Genomic DNA, 18,258 nt, shown 5'->3' with positions numbered 1-18,258 from the left:
AGCTAGTACAACAATTACGTAAAGCTTATCCCATCTGACATTATTGGTATAGGTAGTTTGGGCACGAATAGCTTGCACAATCGGGATATCACCTATTAAAGATGATTCGCCAGGCTAGAACCTGAAACTCATGGATTAAAAGTCAACTGCTCTACTGACTGAGCTAATGATCTATCTATGGGGAACTATCTGAATTATGTCTTTCGAGATGGTGGGTCGTGCAGGATTCGAACCTGCGACCAATTGATTAAAAGTCAACTGCTCTACCGACTGAGCTAACGACCCATCTATAGGAGAACTACTCTAACTACGCCTTTTTGAATGGTGGGTCGTGCAGGATTCGAACCTGCGACCAATTGATTAAAAGTCAACTGCTCTACCGACTGAGCTAACGACCCATTCCAAAAAGGTGTGATACTGCTGAAATAATCTAATGAAGTGGTGGGCGATACCAGATTCGAACTGATGACCCCCTCCTTGTAAGGGAGATGCTCTACCAACTGAGCTAATCGCCCACTTCATGATGACTATCACTGCGTCTATACCACTGAATTTAGATTGGTGGGCGATACCAGATTCGAACTGATGACCCCCTCCTTGTAAGGGAGATGCTCTACCAACTGAGCTAATCGCCCAATCATAAATCCATTTTTATCACAACGAGTGGTGGGCGATACCAGATTCGAACTGATGACCCCCTCCTTGTAAGGGAGATGCTCTACCAACTGAGCTAATCGCCCCGTCGTGATGGAGTCGCATTATAGGGATAGTTCAGGATGAGTCAACGCTTTTTCTAGGGAAAAATATCGTTCGTCTCAAAATTAAACAAAGGTGAGATAATTATCATCACTCAGGGTGCGGTTTAAGCAGATATGCTGACTTTTCTCAATAACACCTCGCTAACAGCATTGAGGAATTAAAGTCCAGTGATAAAATAACCCCCACTTTTATTACTTTAAATCACCAATAACGTTCATTGAAAAGTGAAACGTAATTAAGGCAATCCCCAATGAGTAAAATTAAAACCCGTTTTGCACCAAGCCCAACTGGCTATCTCCATGTTGGCGGTGCACGTACCGCACTTTATTCCTGGTTATATAGTCGCCATAACAAAGGCGAATTTGTATTGCGTATCGAAGATACTGACCTTGAACGCTCAACTCAGGAAGCTATTGATGCCATTATGGACGGTATGAACTGGTTAAATCTGAATTGGGATGAAGGTCCTTATTATCAGACTAAGCGTTTTGATCGCTATAATCAGGCTATTGATCAAATGCTGGAGCAAGGAACTGCTTATCATTGCTATTGTTCTAAAGAACGTCTGGAAGAATTGCGTGAAACTCAGATGGCAAATGGCGAGAAGCCTCGTTATAACGGCCATTGCCGTGATAATCAATGTCAGCATAATCCGGATCAACCCCATGTCGTCCGTTTCCGCAATCCACAAGAAGGCTCTGTTATTTTTAATGATAGTATCCGTGGCCCAATTGAATTCAGTAATCAGGAACTGGATGATCTCATTATCCGCCGTACCGATGGCTCTCCAACCTATAACTTCTGTGTTGTCATTGATGACTGGGATATGGAAATCACCCATGTCATTCGCGGTGAAGACCATATCAATAATACACCACGTCAAATTAATATTCTGAAAGCACTGGGTGCCCCAGTTCCAGAATATGCACACGTTTCGATGATCCTAGGTGATGATGGTAAAAAACTGTCTAAACGTCATGGGGCAGTGAGTGTTATGCAATACCGTGATGATGGCTATCTGCCAGAAGCACTGCTGAATTATCTGGTTCGTCTGGGTTGGTCACATGGTGATCAGGAAATTTTCAGTATTGAAGAGATGACTGAATTCTTCGGCCTGGATGCTATCAATAAATCCGCCAGTGCATTCAATACAGAAAAACTACAATGGCTGAACCATCACTATATTAATACCCTGCCCCCAGAGAAAGTTGCTGTTCATCTGGCATGGCACATTGAACAGCAAGGTATTGATACCCGTAATGGCCCACAATTGGCGGATCTGATTAAGCTGCTGGGTGAACGCTGCAAAACGCTGAAAGAAATGGCCGAGTCCTGCCGCTACTTCTATGAGGACTTTGCTGAATTTGATGCAGATGCAGCGAAGAAACATTTACGTCCAGTTGCCCGTCAACCTCTTGAAGTTGTTGGTGAAAAACTGGCTTCAATTACTGACTGGACACCTGAAAATGTTCATCATGCTATTCAATCTACAGCTGATGAGCTGGAAGTTGGTATGGGTAAAGTCGGTATGCCACTGCGTGTTGCTGCTACTGGAGCAGGTCAATCTCCAGGTGTGGATGTGACTATTCATGCTATCGGGCAAACCCGTACTCTGGCCCGTATTAATCAGGCTCTGGAATTTATTGCTCAGCGTGAAAATCAGCAGTAATTAATGCTACAAAGGCATCACCGATTCAGTGTGGTGCCTTCTATTTTCAAAAAAATCTCATTTAATTAATACCGCTTTGTAACTTCCCTAATCGCTTTCTATCTCATTTCAACCCATTGTTCAGCCTTTATTTTGTCGATCCATCACAAAACTGATGACTTTTTCAACGCTTGCTCTGAGAATGATAAGTTAGCCGTTGACAGTATTTGCAGGGTTTCATATTATGCGCCCCGTTCCATTAATTTTGATTGGGGCTATAGCTCAGCTGGGAGAGCGCTTGCATGGCATGCAAGAGGTCAGCGGTTCGATCCCGCTTAGCTCCACCAAATACTTTTACCCGTGTAAAGTGTTTGGCACTAAAATTAAGAAAGACCACAATCGTGGGGCTATAGCTCAGCTGGGAGAGCGCTTGCATGGCATGCAAGAGGTCAGCGGTTCGATCCCGCTTAGCTCCACCAAAATTATCAGGCCCTGAAAGCCACGCTTTCAGGGCCTTTTAGCGTAACAATCACCATTCATTGCATAAAAACCAAACTTTCATCCCCGTTAATTCTTCTTCAATGGTTTCACCAGTGAATCCAATCCTTCTATTTTTATTGCTAAAGTCATCTCCATCAGCACGCCCAATTTACCTTGTGGAAATTCGCCTTTACGAGCGAACCACAATAAATACTCTTCTGGTAAGTCAATCAGCATACGCCCCTTGTATTTACCGAATGGCATAACAGTATTGGCAATTTCTATCAGATTTTCTTTTTCCATAACTCACATTTATATCAATTAAAAAAGATAACTCCAGTTTACGGGGTAAGGGAAAGATATGCGAAAGGAAAGAAGAAATCTGCATCATCCATGATGCAATATTCCACTATTATAAAACTTTATCTTTTTACAGCACCAAGCCTGCAATAGCCGCAGACAAGAAGCTGACAAGGGTTGAACCAAACAGTAGTTTCAAGCCAAAACGGGAAACGACGTTACCCTGTTTCTCATTCAAGCCTTTAATCGCTCCGGCAACAATCCCAATTGAAGAGAAATTAGCAAAAGAAACCAAAAATACCGATAAAACCCCCTGTGAACGCGGAGAAAGTTCTGCCGCAATTGATTGCAAGCTATGCATCGCAACAAATTCGTTAGAAACCAATTTGGTTGCCATGATGCTACCAACCCGCAACGCTTCATCAGCAGGAATTCCAATTATCCAGGCAAAGGGATAGAACACATACCCCAGCATCTCTTGGAAGCTCATATCAAAAATCATGCTAAACAGCGCGTTAATAGCCGCAATCAAGGCAATGAAGCCAATTAACATAGCGGCAACAATCAGTGCGACTTTAAAACCAGCCAGAATATATTCACCCAACATTTCGAAGAAACTTTGGCCTTCGTGAAGATTGCTCATCTGAATATCTTCTTCGCTGTCAACAGAATACGGATTAATCAATGACAAGATGATAAAGGTACTGAACATATTGAGCACCAATGCCGCCACAACATATTTAGGTGCCAAAATGGTCATGTAAGCACCGACGATTGACATGGAAACTGTTGACATTGCAGTTGCAGCCATCGTGTACATTCGGCGCTCAGACATTTTTCCCAGCACATCTTTATAAGCGATAAAGTTTTCGGACTGACCCAGTATCAGAGAACTTACTGCATTGAATGATTCCAATTTCCCCATGCCGTTGACCTTAGACAACAGAGTACCAATAACCCGAATGATGATTGGCAATACTTTGATATGCTGCAAAATACCAATCAATGCGGAAATAAAGATAATCGGACACAATACATTCAGAAAGAAGAATGCCAGTTTTGCATCCATCATGCCGCCAAAAATGAATTCCGTCCCTTCCCCCGCAAATTTCAATAAATGCTCAAACAAGCCGGCAAATCCCATGACAAATTCCTGACCAACACCTGAATTCAGGAAAAACCACGCAAGGACAAGTTCAATAACAAGCAACTGAATAATATAACGAGGACGAATACCTTTACGGTTACTGCTCGCCAGAATAGCAAGGCCGCCAATGACAATCAGAGCTAAAAGGAAATGCAGGATTTGAGACATATCACACTCCAAACACAACAGAAAGCTAGTTTATAAAATGCATTCTATGTAATAAAAGGCGATTAAATGGGATAGATATCACATTTTCAGCTGAATCGTATAAAGCCAGATTCGAAAACACATTATCAAACATCACTGATTATTGAGAAAACCTCTCAATAATCAGTAAACAGAATACAAACAAAAAGTTATTCACCCAATAAACGGATCATTTCTTTTTCATCAATAACTGAAATATTTAACTCATTAGCTTTAGCCAATTTCGAACCGGCCGCTTCACCAGCAATCACCAAATCTGTTTTCTTAGAAACACTACCAGCCACTTTTGCCCCAAGCGCAACAAGTTTATCTTTGGCTTCATCTCTGGATAACTGATGCAATGAGCCAGTAAGCACAATTGTTTTACCTGCGAATGGGCTGTCAATCTTCTCAGCCTTTGTTACAACAACTTGTTCCCAATTGATACCGGTATTATCAATCAAGTCATCGATAACTTTTTGATTATGAGGTTCATTGAAGAAGTTAACCACATGTTTTGCCACCACTTCACCAACATCTTGGACCTCTTTCAGAGCTTCTTCATCAGCGGCACGTAATTTATCCAGGCAGCCAAAGTGAGCGGCTAGATTAGCGGCGGTCGTTTCCCCAACTTCACGGATACCCAGCGCATAGAGGAAACGAGCAAATGTGGTTTTTTTCGCTTTTTCCAACGCATCTACCACATTTTGCGCGGATTTCGGCCCCATACGATCAAGCCCGGTCAATTTACCCGCAGTAAGCCTGAAAAGATCCGCCGGGGTTTCGATATACTCTTTATCCACCAGTTGATCGATAATCTTTTCTCCCATACCGTCAACATCCATCGCCCGCCGGGAAACAAAGTGCCTCAGTGCTTCTTTACGTTGAGCGCCACAGACCAAACCACCAGTACAACGCGCTACAGCCTCCCCGTCAATCCGCTCGACATCCGCCCCACACACCGGACAATGTTCAGGAAAAACAACTTCATCACTGTCCTGTGGCCTTCTGTCCTCCACAACACCCACAACCTTTGGAATGACATCACCAGCACGACGGATAACAACAGTATCACCAATACGCAAACCTAAACGTTCAATCTCATCCGCATTGTGCAATGTCGCATTACTCACAGTCACACCAGAGACCAGCACCGGTTCCAGACGCGCTACCGGGGTGATAGCACCTGTACGACCGACCTGAAATTCAACATCGCGGACAATCGTCATTTGCTCCTGAGCAGGAAATTTGAATGCTGTTGCCCAACGTGGCGCACGGGCGACAAAACCTAACGTTTTCTGTAATTCCAGCGAATTCACTTTGATAACAACACCATCAATATCAAACCCCAATGTTGAACGCTGGTTTTCAATATCGTGGTAAAAATCAATAACCTGTTGACTATCAGTACAAACTTTAATTTTATCGCTGATCGGCAATCCCCATTGCTTAAACTGTATCAATCGCTCGTAGTGACTGGCCGGCAATTCCCCCCCTTCCGATACACCAACACCATAACAAAAGAAAGCCAATGGCCGTTTAGCGGTAATACGGGGATCAAGCTGACGCAGAGAGCCAGCCGCTGCATTACGTGGATTAGCAAATACTTTTGCGCCGGTGCGGCGTGCTTCCTCATTCAGCCTCTCAAATCCTTTTTGGGGTATAAAAACTTCACCACGAATTTCAATACGGGTTGGAATATTCTCTCCGGTCAGGCGCAGTGGAATTGCGCAGATAGTCCGGACATTTGATGTAATGTTTTCCCCTGTTGTACCATCACCACGGGTCGCCGCCTGTACCAGTTCACCATTTTCATACAACAGACTCACAGCCAGGCCATCCAGTTTCAGCTCACAGCACACCACTAAATCCTGATCATCTTTCAGGCGGTCACGCACCCGCTTATCAAACGCCAAATAACTCTCTTCATCAAATACGTTATCCAGTGATAGCATGGGAATTTCATGGCGGACTTGTTCAAAAGCAGCTAGAGGAACAGCACCAACCCGCTGTGTCGGTGAATCAGATGTAATCAGCTCTGGGTATTGTTCCTCAAGAACCTTTAATTCCTGCATTAACCGATCATATTCTGCATCAGGGATCTCTGGTGCATCCATGACATGATACAGATATTCATGATGACGCAGTGTTATTCTGAGATTTTCTATTTGTTGAGCCGTTGATTTCATGACTTATAACCAGCGATAAAAAGCCCCCGACTGGCGGAGGCTTGAACATTTGATAAATTGATTATACCTGAACATCAAGTGTGCTGCGAATACGTGCTTTATACAATTCGATTTTTTGTGGTGTCAGCATCTTGCGCTCATCATCAAGCACCACTCCCCCAACATCAGAAGCAATACGCTGAGCCGCCTGTAGCATCAGCTTAAAATTCTGATTAGCTTCCCCGTAAGAAGGGACCATCATAAACATGGAAACCCCTGGAGTGGTAAAATCAGCCATTGTTTCAGGATTAAATGAACCCGGTTTCACCATATTAGCAAGGCTGAATAACACCGGACCGCTGCCTGATGGATTCAAATGGCGGTGGAAAATGTGCATTTCTCCAAATTGGAAGCCAGATTGCAGGATACTTTGCAGCAAGAGCTCACCATTCAGTGCCTGACCGTGGTGTGCTGCCACATGAAGAACCAAAACGATTTCCTTTGCTGCTTTGGCCTGCACTTCCTGCTCACCATCTCCCTCTTTTGCCATATCCTGAGGCCTTTCTTCCGCCTGAGATCGATTTTTCTCAGGCTCATCCCGTCCTTCGGATTCAAACAAGCCAAGCTGAGGTTCCTGCTCTGCTATTTCTACTACTGCTTTTCGGGTTGTAGTCTCAGGCTGATGACCAGTCAGCAACGGATCATTGCTTTCTTCAGACGTAGCAACATCCATTTCAGTCAACTTTGGCTGACGGCACTCAATAACCGGCTCAGTTTTATATTCCTGATGAGGTTTCACCTGCTTATGGGCGTAAGGCTTTTGTTGATTGTCAAACGCGTCATCATCACTGTCATCGACGAAACTCTCCTGACGATCATGTTTATGACGTTTAACTGGGCGATCACGAAAAAGCGAAGAACGCTCTTTACGGCTGGTCCACAACCCATGTAACAGCAAAGCTATTATTGCTATCGCACCAACAATGATTAATATCAGACGCAAATCCTGCATCATTGCTATCTCTGTTGTTTAATTAATATGCCACCACGGCGAAACATTTTCTGTATTAACTGTATTTGTCAAATAACACAAGTGCAAGCTTATACACACTTTTCTTATCAGAAAGATGCCGGACAAGCACTTTTTGCTTTTTTTTTATACAGAACAATACTAGTCAGTCGAAAATCCTGCCTATATGATAGCGTTTCAATCATACAGGAGAGAATAGGAAGTATGCTTAATTTGACAAAATCACCAAAAAATTTGAGCGGCTTTCAGTATTTGGTGCAAGGTTGCAGATTAATTACTCGCCCAGGTATTAAAAGATTTGTTCTATTGCCCTTATTGGCAAATATTTTGTTACTTGGTGGTTCATTCTGGTGGCTCTACCAAAAACTGGAAAACTGGATCCCCTGGATACTGAACAAAGTACCGGATTGGATGCAATGGCTCAGTTACATTGTATGGCCACTGGCAGTAATTTCTGTTTTGCTGATTTTTACTTATTTATTCAGCACGATAGCGAACTTTATAGCAGCTCCGTTTAATGGATTACTGGCAGAAAAATTGGAAGCTGATTTAACAGGCACTTCTGCACCGGATACCGGCGTTATGGAACTGGTAAAAGATATTCCACGCATCCTAAAACGAGAATTAGTAAAACTGCTCTACTATATTCCACGCGCCCTGGTTTTGCTGCTTCTCTATTTTATTCCTGTTATCGGGCAAACTGTCGCACCTGTGCTCTGGTTTATTTTCAGTGCCTGGATGTTGTCGATTCAGTATTGTGATTATCCATTTGATAACCACAAAGTCAGTTTTTCAACAATGCGTGACGCCCTTCGTCAAAACAAAATGAATAATCTACAGTTTGGTGCGCTGGTAAGTATTTTGACAATGATACCTATCGTCAATTTGGTGATTATGCCTATCGCAGTATGCGCTGCCACTGCAATATGGGTAGATCGCTATCGAGATCAACACGGGTTTTGTATTGTAAAATAAATTCATTCAAATGTTATTCTTTAAGGCAATAAGAATATATTCAAACTATATTTCCATAACCTGATTGTTGGCGTATCGTTGACCGGATATCACTAAAGGGAGTTGAAAGACGAGTATGAGTAAAATTTACGAAGATAATTCTTTAACAATTGGTCGTACCCCGTTAATTCGCTTAAAACACTTTGGCAATGGACGTATTCTGGCAAAAGTCGAGTCTCGTAACCCAAGCTTTAGTGTAAAATGCCGTATTGGTTCTAACATGATTTGGGATGCTGAAAAACGCGGTATCCTACAGCCAGGAAAAGAATTGGTAGAACCAACCAGTGGTAATACCGGGATTGCACTTGCCTACGTTGCGGCATCTCGTGGCTATAAATTAACGCTGACTATGCCAGAAACGATGAGTATTGAGCGCCGCAAGCTACTAAAAGCACTGGGGGCAAATCTCGTGCTAACTGAAGGCGCTAAAGGTATGAAAGGGGCCATTGAGAAAGCCAATGAAATTCAGGCCAGTGACCCCAATCGCTATATTATCCTGCAACAGTTCAGCAATCCGGCAAACCCAGAAATCCACGAAAAAACCACTGGCCCAGAAATCTGGGAAGATACCGATGGTGAAGTAGATGCATTTGTTACCGGCGTAGGTACTGGCGGCACACTAACAGGCGTTACCCGTTACCTGAAAAACACTAGAGGTAAAAACGTCACTGCGGTTGCAGTAGAACCCGAAGACTCACCTGTAATCAGCCAGACTCTGGCCGGTGAAGAAGTGAAACCCGGCCCACACAAAATCCAAGGCATTGGTGCTGGTTTTATTCCAGATAACCTTGATCTGAAACTGGTTGATCGCGTTTTCAAAATCAGTAATGACGAGGCAATCAAAACCGCTCGTGACATCATGGTGAAAGAAGGTATTCTGGCGGGTATCTCTTCCGGTGCTACTGTTGCAGCCGCAGTGAAACTTTCTCAGGAACCGGAGTATAAAGATAAAAATATCGTCGTCATTCTGGCCTCATCAGGTGAGCGCTATCTGAGCAGTGCATTGTTTACTGACTTGTCTGATGAATAAAAGTATTTAAGTAAGTTACTTAGTTTTATTGACAAAAAAGCACCTAAATGGTGCTTTTTCTGTGCAGTAGATCAAACTTTTACACTTTACTAGATGATTTCTTACAATGGGTTTAGTATTTAACCAATAATAATTATTTCGATGCTCGAAATTAATTACCAGAAGTAGTAGTTTCAGTTAAGTAGTTTTGTGATCTATCTTTACTTCAAACTATCAATCAGAAGCATCGAAAAGAATAATTTTTTTGATAATCGATAAAATCTTTTATTACATTATCAATCTTATAGTCTATCCCAGTAGGCGCAATTGATACGGCCCGTTCTTGTGAATGACGTTCTTGTGAAAGAATAGTGAACACGGACAGCACGCATAACCCGGAGTGTACGTAAGGAGTGATTCGTTTCTCTCCCCCTTCGGGTAAAACTAAAGGGCGCTCAAAAGCTATTTATCGCTTTTGTCGAAATATTGCCGGGCTCGCACTTTAAGCATAAATGCGCCCTACTGGGATAGGCAGTTAATGAATACTCAAGTTAAGATTTGTTTATTACAATTTTTTAACTTACATAGCAAAAATCTAAGTTATTGAGGAAACGTCATGTTCCAGCAAGAAGTCACTATTACTGCGCCAAATGGCCTACATACCCGTCCCGCTGCACAGTTTGTTAAAGAAGCAAAAAGTTTCTCTTCCGACATTACACTGACTTCCGGTGGCAAAACAGCCAGTGCGAAAAGCTTGTTTAAGCTACAAACTTTAGGACTAACTCAAGGCACGGTTGTGACCATCTCTGCTGAAGGCGAAGATGAGCAAAAAGCGATTGAACATCTGGTTAAATTGATGGCAGAACTGGAATAACCTTCCGTTGACCACAACGCCAGTCAAGATTCAGAGATTGTGAATAAACTGATATTCACTTAGCCGCTCCACATCCCTGGATAGATTCTTATCCGGGGATGTCAGTTTAAATGCATTTCCTAAAACAGCAAACCATCTGCGGGCTGGCTCTTTAAAAAATAATTATTAGTAGTTAGGTAACATCATGATTTCAGGCATATTAGTATCACCAGGCATCGCTTTCGGTAAGGCATTATTACTGAAAGAAGACCCCATTATTATCAATCAGAAAAAAATCAGTCAAGAACAAGTCGAACAGGAAATTTCCCATTTCAAACTAGGTCGTGAAAAAGCCTCATCTCAGTTAGAAATAATCAAAAATATAGCGGCAAAAAACCTCGGAGAAGAAAAAGCGGAAATCTTCGAAGGGCATATCATGCTGCTGGAAGATGAAGAACTTGAGCAAGAAATTATTTCGTTAATCAAAAACGATTTCAAAGCCGCAGATGCTGCGGTTTATTCCGTGATTGAAACTCAGGCCCAAGCCCTTGAAGAATTGGATGATGAATACCTGAAAGAACGTGCCACCGACGTGCGTGATATCGGTAAACGCTTGCTGAAAAACATTCTGGGTATATCCATTGTCGATCTTGGCTCGATTTCAGAAGAAGTTATTTTGGTCGCCAATGATTTAACCCCATCTGAAACTGCGCAACTCAATCTGGAAAAAGTTCTTGGTTTCATTACCGATTTAGGTGGTCGTACCTCCCATACCTCAATCATGGCCCGTTCTCTTGAACTTCCAGCGATCGTTGGTACCACCCATTCAACAGCAGCAATCCAAAATGGTGATTACCTGATCTTGGACGCGGTAAATAACCATATTTATATCAATCCATCTGATACAAAAATTGAACAGCTAAAAAAAACCAAAAACGAATATCTGGCAGAAAAAGCTGAACTTGCAAAACTGAAAGATCTGCCTGCAATAACTCTTGATGGTCATCAGGTTGAAGTCTGTGCCAATATCGGTACCGTCCGAGATGTTACTGGCGCTGAACGCAATGGTGCCGAGGGTATCGGTTTATACCGTACAGAATTTCTATTTATGGATCGTGATGCACTGCCAACAGAGGAAGAACAATTCCAAGCTTATAAAGCCGTTACCGAAGCAATGGGCAGCCAGGCGGTTATTATACGTACTATGGATATCGGCGGTGATAAAAATCTGCCCTATATGAATCTACCGAAAGAAGAGAATCCATTCCTTGGTTGGCGTGCAATTCGTATTTGCCTTGATCGAAAAGAGATCTTACATTCTCAGTTACGTGCTATTTTACGTGCGTCTGCTTTCGGTAAATTACGTATTATGTTTCCAATGATTATTTCTGTAGAAGAAGTACTACAACTGAAAGCAGAACTTGAATTGCTGAAAGGCCAACTTCGTGAAGAAGGTAAAAAATTCGATGAAGCAATTGAAGTCGGTGTGATGGTAGAAACACCCGCCTCAGCAGTCATTGCTCGTCACCTGGCAAAAGAAGTTGATTTTTTCAGTATTGGGACAAACGATCTAACTCAGTATACTCTTGCTGTAGACCGCGGTAACGAATTGATTTCTCATCTTTATAACCCGATGCTACCAGCAGTATTGAGCCTGATTAAGCAAACCATTGACGCTTCACATGCTGAAGGTAAATGGACGGGGATGTGTGGCGAGCTTGCAGGTGATGAACGTGCTACACTGTTGTTATTAGGTATGGGGCTGGATGAGTTTAGTATGAGTGCGATTTCTATTCCCCGCATTAAGAAAATCATTCGTAATACGCGTTACGAAGATGCCAAAGCGCTGGCTGAACAAGCCCTTTCTCAGTCTACCGCTCAGGGGTTGATGGAATTGGTTGATACATTTATCAAAGAAAAAACACTTTGCTAACAATATCGGTTAAAACGCGGTCCAGTATAAACAATTAGGAGAAGATTCATGGGTCTGTTTGATAAACTGAAATCTCTAGTTTCAGATGATAAAAAAAACAGCGGCACTATTGAAATTATCGCACCTTTATCTGGTGAGATTGTCAATATTGAAGATGTTCCAGATGTTGTTTTCGCCGAGAAAATTGTCGGCGATGGTATCGCTATAAAACCTACCGGCAGTAAGATAGTTGCACCAGTTGATGGGACGATCGGTAAAATATTTGAAACCAACCATGCGTTTTCTATCGAATCGGACAGCGGTATTGAGCTATTTGTCCACTTTGGTATTGATACGGTTGAGCTTAAAGGAGAAGGCTTTAAGCGCATTGCTGAAGAAGGTCAGCGTGTCCAAAAAGGTGATTTAGTTTTGGAGTTTGATCTTAAACTCCTTGAAGAAAAAGCAAAATCAACCCTGACACCTGTTGTTATTTCCAACATGGATGAAATTAAAGAATTGTCCAAACTGAGCGGTTCTGTCACTGTTGGTGAAACACTCATTATGCGTATTAAAAAGTAGCAATATTTTAACTACCACAATACCCTTTTTTCGTATTAAAAAAACGGCCGACAACAACGGCTGTTTTTTCATTCCGTTATTCGATTTATACCATCTTTGCATTCAGAAATCGGGTAGTGTGAGCAGAGCCTACCGCTATTTTGCTCTACTCGCGTTGAATGACTACTTTTGATATCTGCCAACACAACAGCGCCAAGGCTCTCTGCTGTCCCCTCTTTTCAGCCATTGTTGTAAATTCATAACGATACTTGCTGGCATCTTATAACCAAATTAATTAAATACTCCAGTAGAAAGATATCTGTCACCACGGTCGCAAATAATTGCAACAATGACAGAACCCGGCTTCTGTACCGCAATTTTTAATGCACCGGCAACAGCGCCGCCAGAACTGACTCCACAAAAAATCCCTTCTTTGTGAGCTAACAAACGCATAGTCTCTTCAGCTTCTTCCTGCGTGATATCCAACACTTGGTCCACCAGCTCCTTTCGAAAAATGCCGGGCAGATAAGCTGGCGACCAACGGCGAATACCGGGAATATGGCTGTTCTCAGCTGGCTGTAAGCCAACAACCTGAACACGGTTATCCTGGCTTTTTAAATAGCGGCTAACACCAGTAATTGTCCCCGTGGTTCCCATACTGGAAACAAAATGCGTAATGCGTCCTTTTGTTTGCTGCCAAATTTCCGGGCCGGTAGTCGTAAAGTGGGCTAAGGGATTGTCTGGGTTATTGAATTGATCAAGAACTTTACCTTCACCATTACGCTCCATTTGCTGAGCTAAATCACGTGCGCCTTCCATGCCCACATTTCTACTCACCAAAATAAGCTCCGCACCATAAGCGCGCATAGAAGCCTGACGTTCAAGGCTCATATTATCAGGCATCAGTAATTTAAGGTGATAACCTTTTACTGCGGCAATCATTGACAACGCAATACCTGTATTTCCACTGGTAGCTTCAATCAATACGTCACCTGGAGAAATTTCACCCCGCAATTCAGCCTGCTGAATCATTGACAGCGCAGCCCTGTCTTTTATTGAACCTGCCGGATTATTACCTTCAAGTTTTACCCATATTTCCACACCCAACTTATCAGCCATTCGTTGTAGTTTTACCAGCGGAGTGTTGCCTATAAAATGTTCCAACCTTACCACAGCTATTACCTATTTTTATTTAATAGAACAGCGAAATAACCATATTCAGAAATATATCGCAAGACTTTCAAATAAAAAATGCCCATCCCCAGGCGATAAGGAGGTGAGCAAATGGTACCAACCAAAATTTAAATCATTGTCAGGCAGTCTGAGCTAAGCTAAAGGTTTGCAACTGTTTATCACCCGCATATAAACGGGCTTCAGTACCACCAATAAAATAACGGCTTCCTCTTATCGGTACTGACGTTTCATCGAACCAAATAATAGCAACCGGTTCCTGATGCCAACCCAGAGGCTGGACGGAAAGCTGCCAGAAATGCCCCCGAGGACTAACCTCTTTCACCTGTACAGGCAGTGGACTGGATGGTGTAGGTTGCAAATTCATCATGACGTCCCACGGACGCAGGAATACATCAACATTCCCCTGATGGATTGGTGTCACCTTAAGCGGCAGATGTTGCCCGCCAATCAAAAGCTGAGATCCTTTAATCTCACCACGAAGATGGTTAACCTCACCAAGGAATTCCATCACAAAACGGCTGGCCGGATAGCGCCATACCTCTTGTGGCGTACCTACCTGTTCAATATTCCCCTGGCTCATAACAACAACCCGATCAGCCACTTCCATAGCTTCTTCCTGATCATGAGTCACAAAGACACTAGTAAATTTCAGTTCTTCATGAAGCCTCCGTAACCAGCGGCGTAGTTCCATCCTTACCTGCGCGTCCAGTGCACCAAATGGCTCATCCAATAACAGAATTTGTGGTTCAACAGCCAATGCCCTCGCCAATGCTACCCGCTGTTTTTGTCCACCCGAAAGCTGTGATGGATAGCGTTCAGCAAGATGAGTCAATTGCACCATTTCCAGCAATTCCATAACCTTACGGCGGATAGCCACCGTATCAGGACGCTTACGGCGTGGCAACACTGTTAACCCGAAAGCAACATTATCGAATACGGTCATATGCCGGAACAACGCATAATGCTGAAAGACAAATCCAACCTGACGATCTTTGGCATGCATGCGACTCACATCCTGCCCATGGAAACTCAGCTTCCCCGCAGTCTGTTGTTCCAGCCCAGCAATAATCCTTAACAAAGTTGTTTTACCGGAGCCTGACGGGCCAAGCAGAGCGACCATTTCCCCGGAAAAAATATTCAGAGTGATATCGCTCAGAACTTGAGTCCGACCAAAACATTTACTGATATTATTAATTTCAATACTCATATTGTGCTCCTACCTTAACCATGCTGGCGACTTAACCGCCACTGCAAAGCACTTTTAACAACCAATGTGATCATTGCCATCAACGCCAGCAATGCCGCCGCAGTAAATGCCCCTACGGTGTTGTAATCTTGATGCAATAATTCAACCTGCAACGGCAATGTATAAGTTTCACCACGAATCGCACCGGATACCACTGACACAGCACCAAATTCGCCAATTGCCCGGGCATTGGTCAAAACCACACCATATAATAACGCCCAGCGGATATTGGGTAATGTCACCCGCCAAAACATTTTCCAACCAGACGCCCCCAACAATATTGCCGCTTCATCTTCCTGGCTTCCCTGACTAAGCATCATTGGCACCAACTCCCGGACAACAAACGGGCAAGTCACAAATACCGTCACCAACACCATGCCCGACCAGGAAAACATCAGTTGAATGTCATAGGGTTCCAGCAAACTTCCTGCCCAGCCATTCGAGCCATAAAACAGCAGATAAAGCAAACCCGCCACTACCGGCGACACTGCAAACGGGATATCGATCAACGTCAGCAAACATTGCCGTCCCGGAAACTGAAAACGTGTCACCAACCAGGCAATCATCACGCCAAAAATCAGGTTTACCGGAACAGTGATCAATGCAATCAGTACCGTTAACCAGATGGCATGCAGCATGTCAGGATCTAAAAGGTTCTGAGTGACCACCCCAATTCCTTTAGAAAAAGCGGTCATAAATATCCACACAATTGGTATCACTAACAGCAAGACCGAAAATAGTACTCCTGTCGTGATAAGCCCCCATTTCCCCCAATTTACAGGCGGTCGTTGTGCAATAGAAAATTGAGACAGTTCAGCCATTAATGCCCTCCAATCCGCTTACCAAAGCGGCTTTGCAAGGTATTAATGCTAAACAGTAATATCAGGGATACCGCCAATATGACCGATGCAATAGCACTGGCAGCCGGATAATCAAACTCCTGCAAGCGGATGAAAATCATCAGCGATACCACTTCTGTCTGCCATGCGATATTACCTGCAATAAAGATCACTGCACCAAACTCCCCCAAGCTGCGGGTAAAAGAGAGTGCGGTGCCGGCAATTAAAGCCGGAGATAATTCCGGCATGATTACACGCCAGAAGGTTTGCCATCGGCTGGCACCTAATGTCTGAGCCGCTTCTTCATACTCCGGCCCCAACTCTTCAAGGACTGGCTGAATAGTTCTCACCACAAATGGCAGACTGGTAAACGCCATTGCCACCGCAATGCCCAGCCAGGTATTCACCACTTTCACATCAAAGTGCCCAAGAAGTGAACCATACCAACCTGTAGCAGAGAACAGCGTTGCCAGTGTCAACCCGGCTACCGCAGTAGGCAACGCAAAAGGGAGATCCATCAAGCCATCCAATAAGCTACGGCCTGGGAAACGATAACGGGTTAAGACCCATGCCATCAGCATACCAAACACCGCATTGAACAAACTGGCAACCGCTGCCGCCAGCAATGTCACTTTGTAAGCCGCCACTACCTGGGGATTAGCAATAACCTGCCAATACTGTTCCCAGGTCATACTGGAAAGCTGCACAACCAATGCACTCAGGGGCAATAGTAAAATCAAGCAGGTATAGAACAAACTGCTCCCTAAACTCAGTCCAAAACCAGGCAATACTCGCTTACTGGATACCGCAAACATTACTTGTTCCCTTCCGCCAGCAATTGATCCAGTGTGCCGCCAGTATTGAAGTGAGTTTTCATCACTTGTGGCCAACCACCAAACTGATCTTCCAGCCGGAATAATTTCGTTTCTGGAAAACGCGCTTTTTGCTGATCCATCACTTTTTTATCGCTGACACGATAATTAAAGCCAGTGATGATCTGCTGTGCCTGTGGACTATAGAGATAATTCAGATAAGCTTTCGCCGCTTCCTCAGTGCCGTTTCGCACAATATTCTTATCAACCCAGGCAACAGGGAATTCCGCCAGAATACCTATTGACGGGACAATCACTTCATATTTGTCGTCACCATATTGTTTACGGATGTTACTTACTTCAGATTCAAAACTTATCAGTACATCACCCAAACCACGTTCAATAAATGAAGTCGTGGCACCGCGACCTCCGGTATCAAACACGGTGACATTTTTCAGGAAATGTTTCATCCATTCACGGGTTTTACCCTGATCCCCGCCATTCTCCTGTTGAATCGCTCCCCAGGCAGCCAAATAGGTGTAACGGCCATTACCGGAAGTCTTAGGGTTCGGGAAGACTAATTTGACATCTTTACGTACGAAGTCATTCCAATTACGAATATTTTTGGGATTACCTTTACGTACCAGAAATGCCATTGTGGAATAGTAAGGTGAACTATTATTTGGCAGACGGCTCTGCCAATCAGCAGGTATCAGATCGCCCCGATCATGCAAAATTTGCACATCTGTCACCTGATTGTAAGTCACCACATCAGCCCGCAATCCCTGAAGAATTGCCAACGCTTGTTTGGATGAGCCTGCGTGGGATTGTTTGATTATCAATTTGTTCTGTGGATGCTGCTCATTCCACTGTTTTTCAAATTCAGGATTAAGGGTAGAAAATAGCTCACGCGCAACGTCATAAGAGCTGTTTAACAACGCTACAGCAAAGGCATTACTACTGCCCAATAAAGTTACGGCTACCAGTCCGTTTAGTATTTTATTGTTTACTGAATACTTTTTCATTTCTCACCTTATCCGTTATTTCATCAAATAACGCTCCGGTGACTAATGTATCCAGTTTATTTATAACAGGGTAGATAA

The 18,258-nt window shown here is 43.5% G+C and carries 15 protein-coding genes and 7 tRNA genes; 8 read left to right on the top strand and 14 right to left on the bottom strand.

The window, feature by feature from the left end:
* Positions 1–209: 209 nt before the first annotated feature.
* The 5 genes from ACUN2T_RS09225 to ACUN2T_RS09205 form a co-directional block, all read right to left on the bottom strand.
* Positions 210–285: transfer RNA gene (locus ACUN2T_RS09225), tRNA-Lys, on the bottom strand.
* A gap of 37 nt (positions 286–322) precedes the next feature.
* Positions 323–398 (bottom strand) — tRNA-Lys (locus ACUN2T_RS09220).
* Positions 399–439: 41 nt separating this feature from the next.
* A tRNA-Val gene (locus ACUN2T_RS09215) sits at positions 440–515 on the bottom strand.
* Positions 516–559: 44 nt separating this feature from the next.
* Positions 560–635: transfer RNA gene (locus ACUN2T_RS09210), tRNA-Val, on the bottom strand.
* 29 nt (positions 636–664) lie between these two features.
* Positions 665–740: transfer RNA gene (locus ACUN2T_RS09205), tRNA-Val, on the bottom strand.
* Between the two features lie 269 nt (positions 741–1,009).
* Here ACUN2T_RS09205 and gltX point away from each other — a divergent pair.
* The 3 genes from gltX to ACUN2T_RS09190 all read left to right on the top strand — a co-directional run bounded on the left by gltX (position 1,010) and on the right by ACUN2T_RS09190 (position 2,886).
* Entirely contained in the window at positions 1,010–2,428 is a 1,419-nt protein-coding gene (gene gltX / locus ACUN2T_RS09200) for a glutamate--tRNA ligase (RefSeq protein ID WP_445497210.1), read from the top strand.
* Between the two features lie 250 nt (positions 2,429–2,678).
* Positions 2,679–2,754, top strand: a tRNA-Ala gene (locus ACUN2T_RS09195).
* A 56-nt stretch (positions 2,755–2,810) separates the two neighbouring features.
* Positions 2,811–2,886 (top strand) — tRNA-Ala (locus tag ACUN2T_RS09190).
* A gap of 88 nt (positions 2,887–2,974) precedes the next feature.
* Here ACUN2T_RS09190 and ACUN2T_RS09185 read toward each other — a convergent pair.
* The 4 genes from ACUN2T_RS09185 to zipA form a co-directional block, all read right to left on the bottom strand.
* Complete coding sequence (locus ACUN2T_RS09185; RefSeq protein ID WP_036843187.1) at positions 2,975–3,190, bottom strand: DUF3820 family protein; 216 nt, start codon at positions 3,188–3,190, stop codon at positions 2,975–2,977.
* A gap of 127 nt (positions 3,191–3,317) precedes the next feature.
* On the bottom strand, positions 3,318–4,502 hold the full coding sequence (locus ACUN2T_RS09180; RefSeq protein WP_445497209.1) for a NupC/NupG family nucleoside CNT transporter: 1,185 nt from the start codon (positions 4,500–4,502) through the stop codon (positions 3,318–3,320).
* A gap of 188 nt (positions 4,503–4,690) precedes the next feature.
* Positions 4,691–6,709, bottom strand: coding sequence for an NAD-dependent DNA ligase LigA (gene ligA, locus ACUN2T_RS09175; protein WP_445497208.1), 2,019 nt, complete (start codon positions 6,707–6,709; stop codon positions 4,691–4,693).
* A gap of 61 nt (positions 6,710–6,770) precedes the next feature.
* Entirely contained in the window at positions 6,771–7,703 is a 933-nt protein-coding gene (zipA, locus tag ACUN2T_RS09170; RefSeq protein WP_445497207.1) for a cell division protein ZipA, read from the bottom strand.
* A 219-nt stretch (positions 7,704–7,922) separates the two neighbouring features.
* Between zipA and cysZ the strand changes: the two genes are divergently transcribed.
* From cysZ to crr, 5 genes are all read left to right on the top strand, one after another.
* The gene (gene cysZ, locus ACUN2T_RS09165) at positions 7,923–8,693 is read left to right on the top strand and encodes a sulfate transporter CysZ (RefSeq protein WP_445497206.1); all 771 of its coding nucleotides are present in this window, start codon (positions 7,923–7,925) and stop codon (positions 8,691–8,693) included.
* 115 nt (positions 8,694–8,808) lie between these two features.
* Complete coding sequence (gene cysK, locus ACUN2T_RS09160; protein WP_445497205.1) at positions 8,809–9,762, top strand: cysteine synthase A; 954 nt, start codon at positions 8,809–8,811, stop codon at positions 9,760–9,762.
* A gap of 595 nt (positions 9,763–10,357) precedes the next feature.
* A complete protein-coding gene (gene ptsH, locus ACUN2T_RS09155; protein WP_021323875.1) occupies positions 10,358–10,615 on the top strand; it encodes a phosphocarrier protein Hpr in 258 nt (85 codons plus the stop codon).
* Positions 10,616–10,799: 184 nt separating this feature from the next.
* Complete coding sequence (gene ptsI, locus ACUN2T_RS09150) at positions 10,800–12,527, top strand: phosphoenolpyruvate-protein phosphotransferase PtsI (protein WP_445497204.1); 1,728 nt, start codon at positions 10,800–10,802, stop codon at positions 12,525–12,527.
* A 48-nt stretch (positions 12,528–12,575) separates the two neighbouring features.
* Entirely contained in the window at positions 12,576–13,085 is a 510-nt protein-coding gene (gene crr, locus ACUN2T_RS09145) for a PTS glucose transporter subunit IIA (protein WP_445497203.1), read from the top strand.
* A gap of 270 nt (positions 13,086–13,355) precedes the next feature.
* On the opposite strand, the gene cysM is transcribed toward crr, so the two are convergent.
* The 5 genes from cysM to ACUN2T_RS09120 form a co-directional block, all read right to left on the bottom strand.
* Positions 13,356–14,237, bottom strand: coding sequence for a cysteine synthase CysM (gene cysM, locus ACUN2T_RS09140; protein WP_445497202.1), 882 nt, complete (start codon positions 14,235–14,237; stop codon positions 13,356–13,358).
* A 139-nt stretch (positions 14,238–14,376) separates the two neighbouring features.
* The gene (cysA, locus tag ACUN2T_RS09135) at positions 14,377–15,465 is read right to left on the bottom strand and encodes a sulfate/thiosulfate ABC transporter ATP-binding protein CysA (protein ID WP_445497201.1); all 1,089 of its coding nucleotides are present in this window, start codon (positions 15,463–15,465) and stop codon (positions 14,377–14,379) included.
* Between the two features lie 14 nt (positions 15,466–15,479).
* Positions 15,480–16,325 (bottom strand): sulfate/thiosulfate ABC transporter permease CysW, encoded by an 846-nt coding sequence (cysW, locus tag ACUN2T_RS09130; RefSeq protein WP_445497200.1) that lies wholly within the window; start codon positions 16,323–16,325, stop codon positions 15,480–15,482.
* Positions 16,325–17,158, bottom strand: a complete 834-nt coding sequence (gene cysT, locus ACUN2T_RS09125; protein ID WP_445497199.1) for a sulfate/thiosulfate ABC transporter permease CysT — start codon at positions 17,156–17,158, stop codon at positions 16,325–16,327. Before cysT ends, cysW begins: the two co-directional genes overlap by 1 nt.
* Positions 17,158–18,180: a sulfate ABC transporter substrate-binding protein gene (locus tag ACUN2T_RS09120; RefSeq protein WP_445497198.1), complete on the bottom strand. Its 1,023-nt coding sequence runs from the start codon at positions 18,178–18,180 to the stop codon at positions 17,158–17,160. Before ACUN2T_RS09120 ends, cysT begins: the two co-directional genes overlap by 1 nt.
* Positions 18,181–18,258: the final 78 nt, after the last annotated feature.

It is taken from the genome of Photorhabdus machadonis (assembly GCF_052657765.1).
The sequence above is the reverse complement of the archived record's forward strand: the minus strand, read 5'-3'. Positions and strand labels throughout refer to the sequence as shown.

Coding starts and splice junctions, on each gene's coding strand:
- cysK (WP_445497205.1), top strand. CDS start 8,809: ATGAGTAAAATTTACGAAGATAATTCTTTAACAATTGGTCGTACCCCG.
- crr (WP_445497203.1), top strand. CDS start 12,576: ATGGGTCTGTTTGATAAACTGAAATCTCTAGTTTCAGATGATAAAAAA.
- ligA (WP_445497208.1), bottom strand. CDS start 6,709: ATGAAATCAACGGCTCAACAAATAGAAAATCTCAGAATAACACTGCGT.
- ptsI (WP_445497204.1), top strand. CDS start 10,800: ATGATTTCAGGCATATTAGTATCACCAGGCATCGCTTTCGGTAAGGCA.
- cysT (WP_445497199.1), bottom strand. CDS start 17,158: ATGTTTGCGGTATCCAGTAAGCGAGTATTGCCTGGTTTTGGACTGAGT.
- zipA (WP_445497207.1), bottom strand. CDS start 7,703: ATGATGCAGGATTTGCGTCTGATATTAATCATTGTTGGTGCGATAGCA.
- ACUN2T_RS09180 (WP_445497209.1), bottom strand. CDS start 4,502: ATGTCTCAAATCCTGCATTTCCTTTTAGCTCTGATTGTCATTGGCGGC.
- ACUN2T_RS09185 (WP_036843187.1), bottom strand. CDS start 3,190: ATGGAAAAAGAAAATCTGATAGAAATTGCCAATACTGTTATGCCATTC.
- gltX (WP_445497210.1), top strand. CDS start 1,010: ATGAGTAAAATTAAAACCCGTTTTGCACCAAGCCCAACTGGCTATCTC.
- cysW (WP_445497200.1), bottom strand. CDS start 16,325: ATGGCTGAACTGTCTCAATTTTCTATTGCACAACGACCGCCTGTAAAT.
- cysZ (WP_445497206.1), top strand. CDS start 7,923: ATGCTTAATTTGACAAAATCACCAAAAAATTTGAGCGGCTTTCAGTAT.
- ptsH (WP_021323875.1), top strand. CDS start 10,358: ATGTTCCAGCAAGAAGTCACTATTACTGCGCCAAATGGCCTACATACC.
- cysA (WP_445497201.1), bottom strand. CDS start 15,465: ATGAGTATTGAAATTAATAATATCAGTAAATGTTTTGGTCGGACTCAA.
- ACUN2T_RS09120 (WP_445497198.1), bottom strand. CDS start 18,180: ATGAAAAAGTATTCAGTAAACAATAAAATACTAAACGGACTGGTAGCC.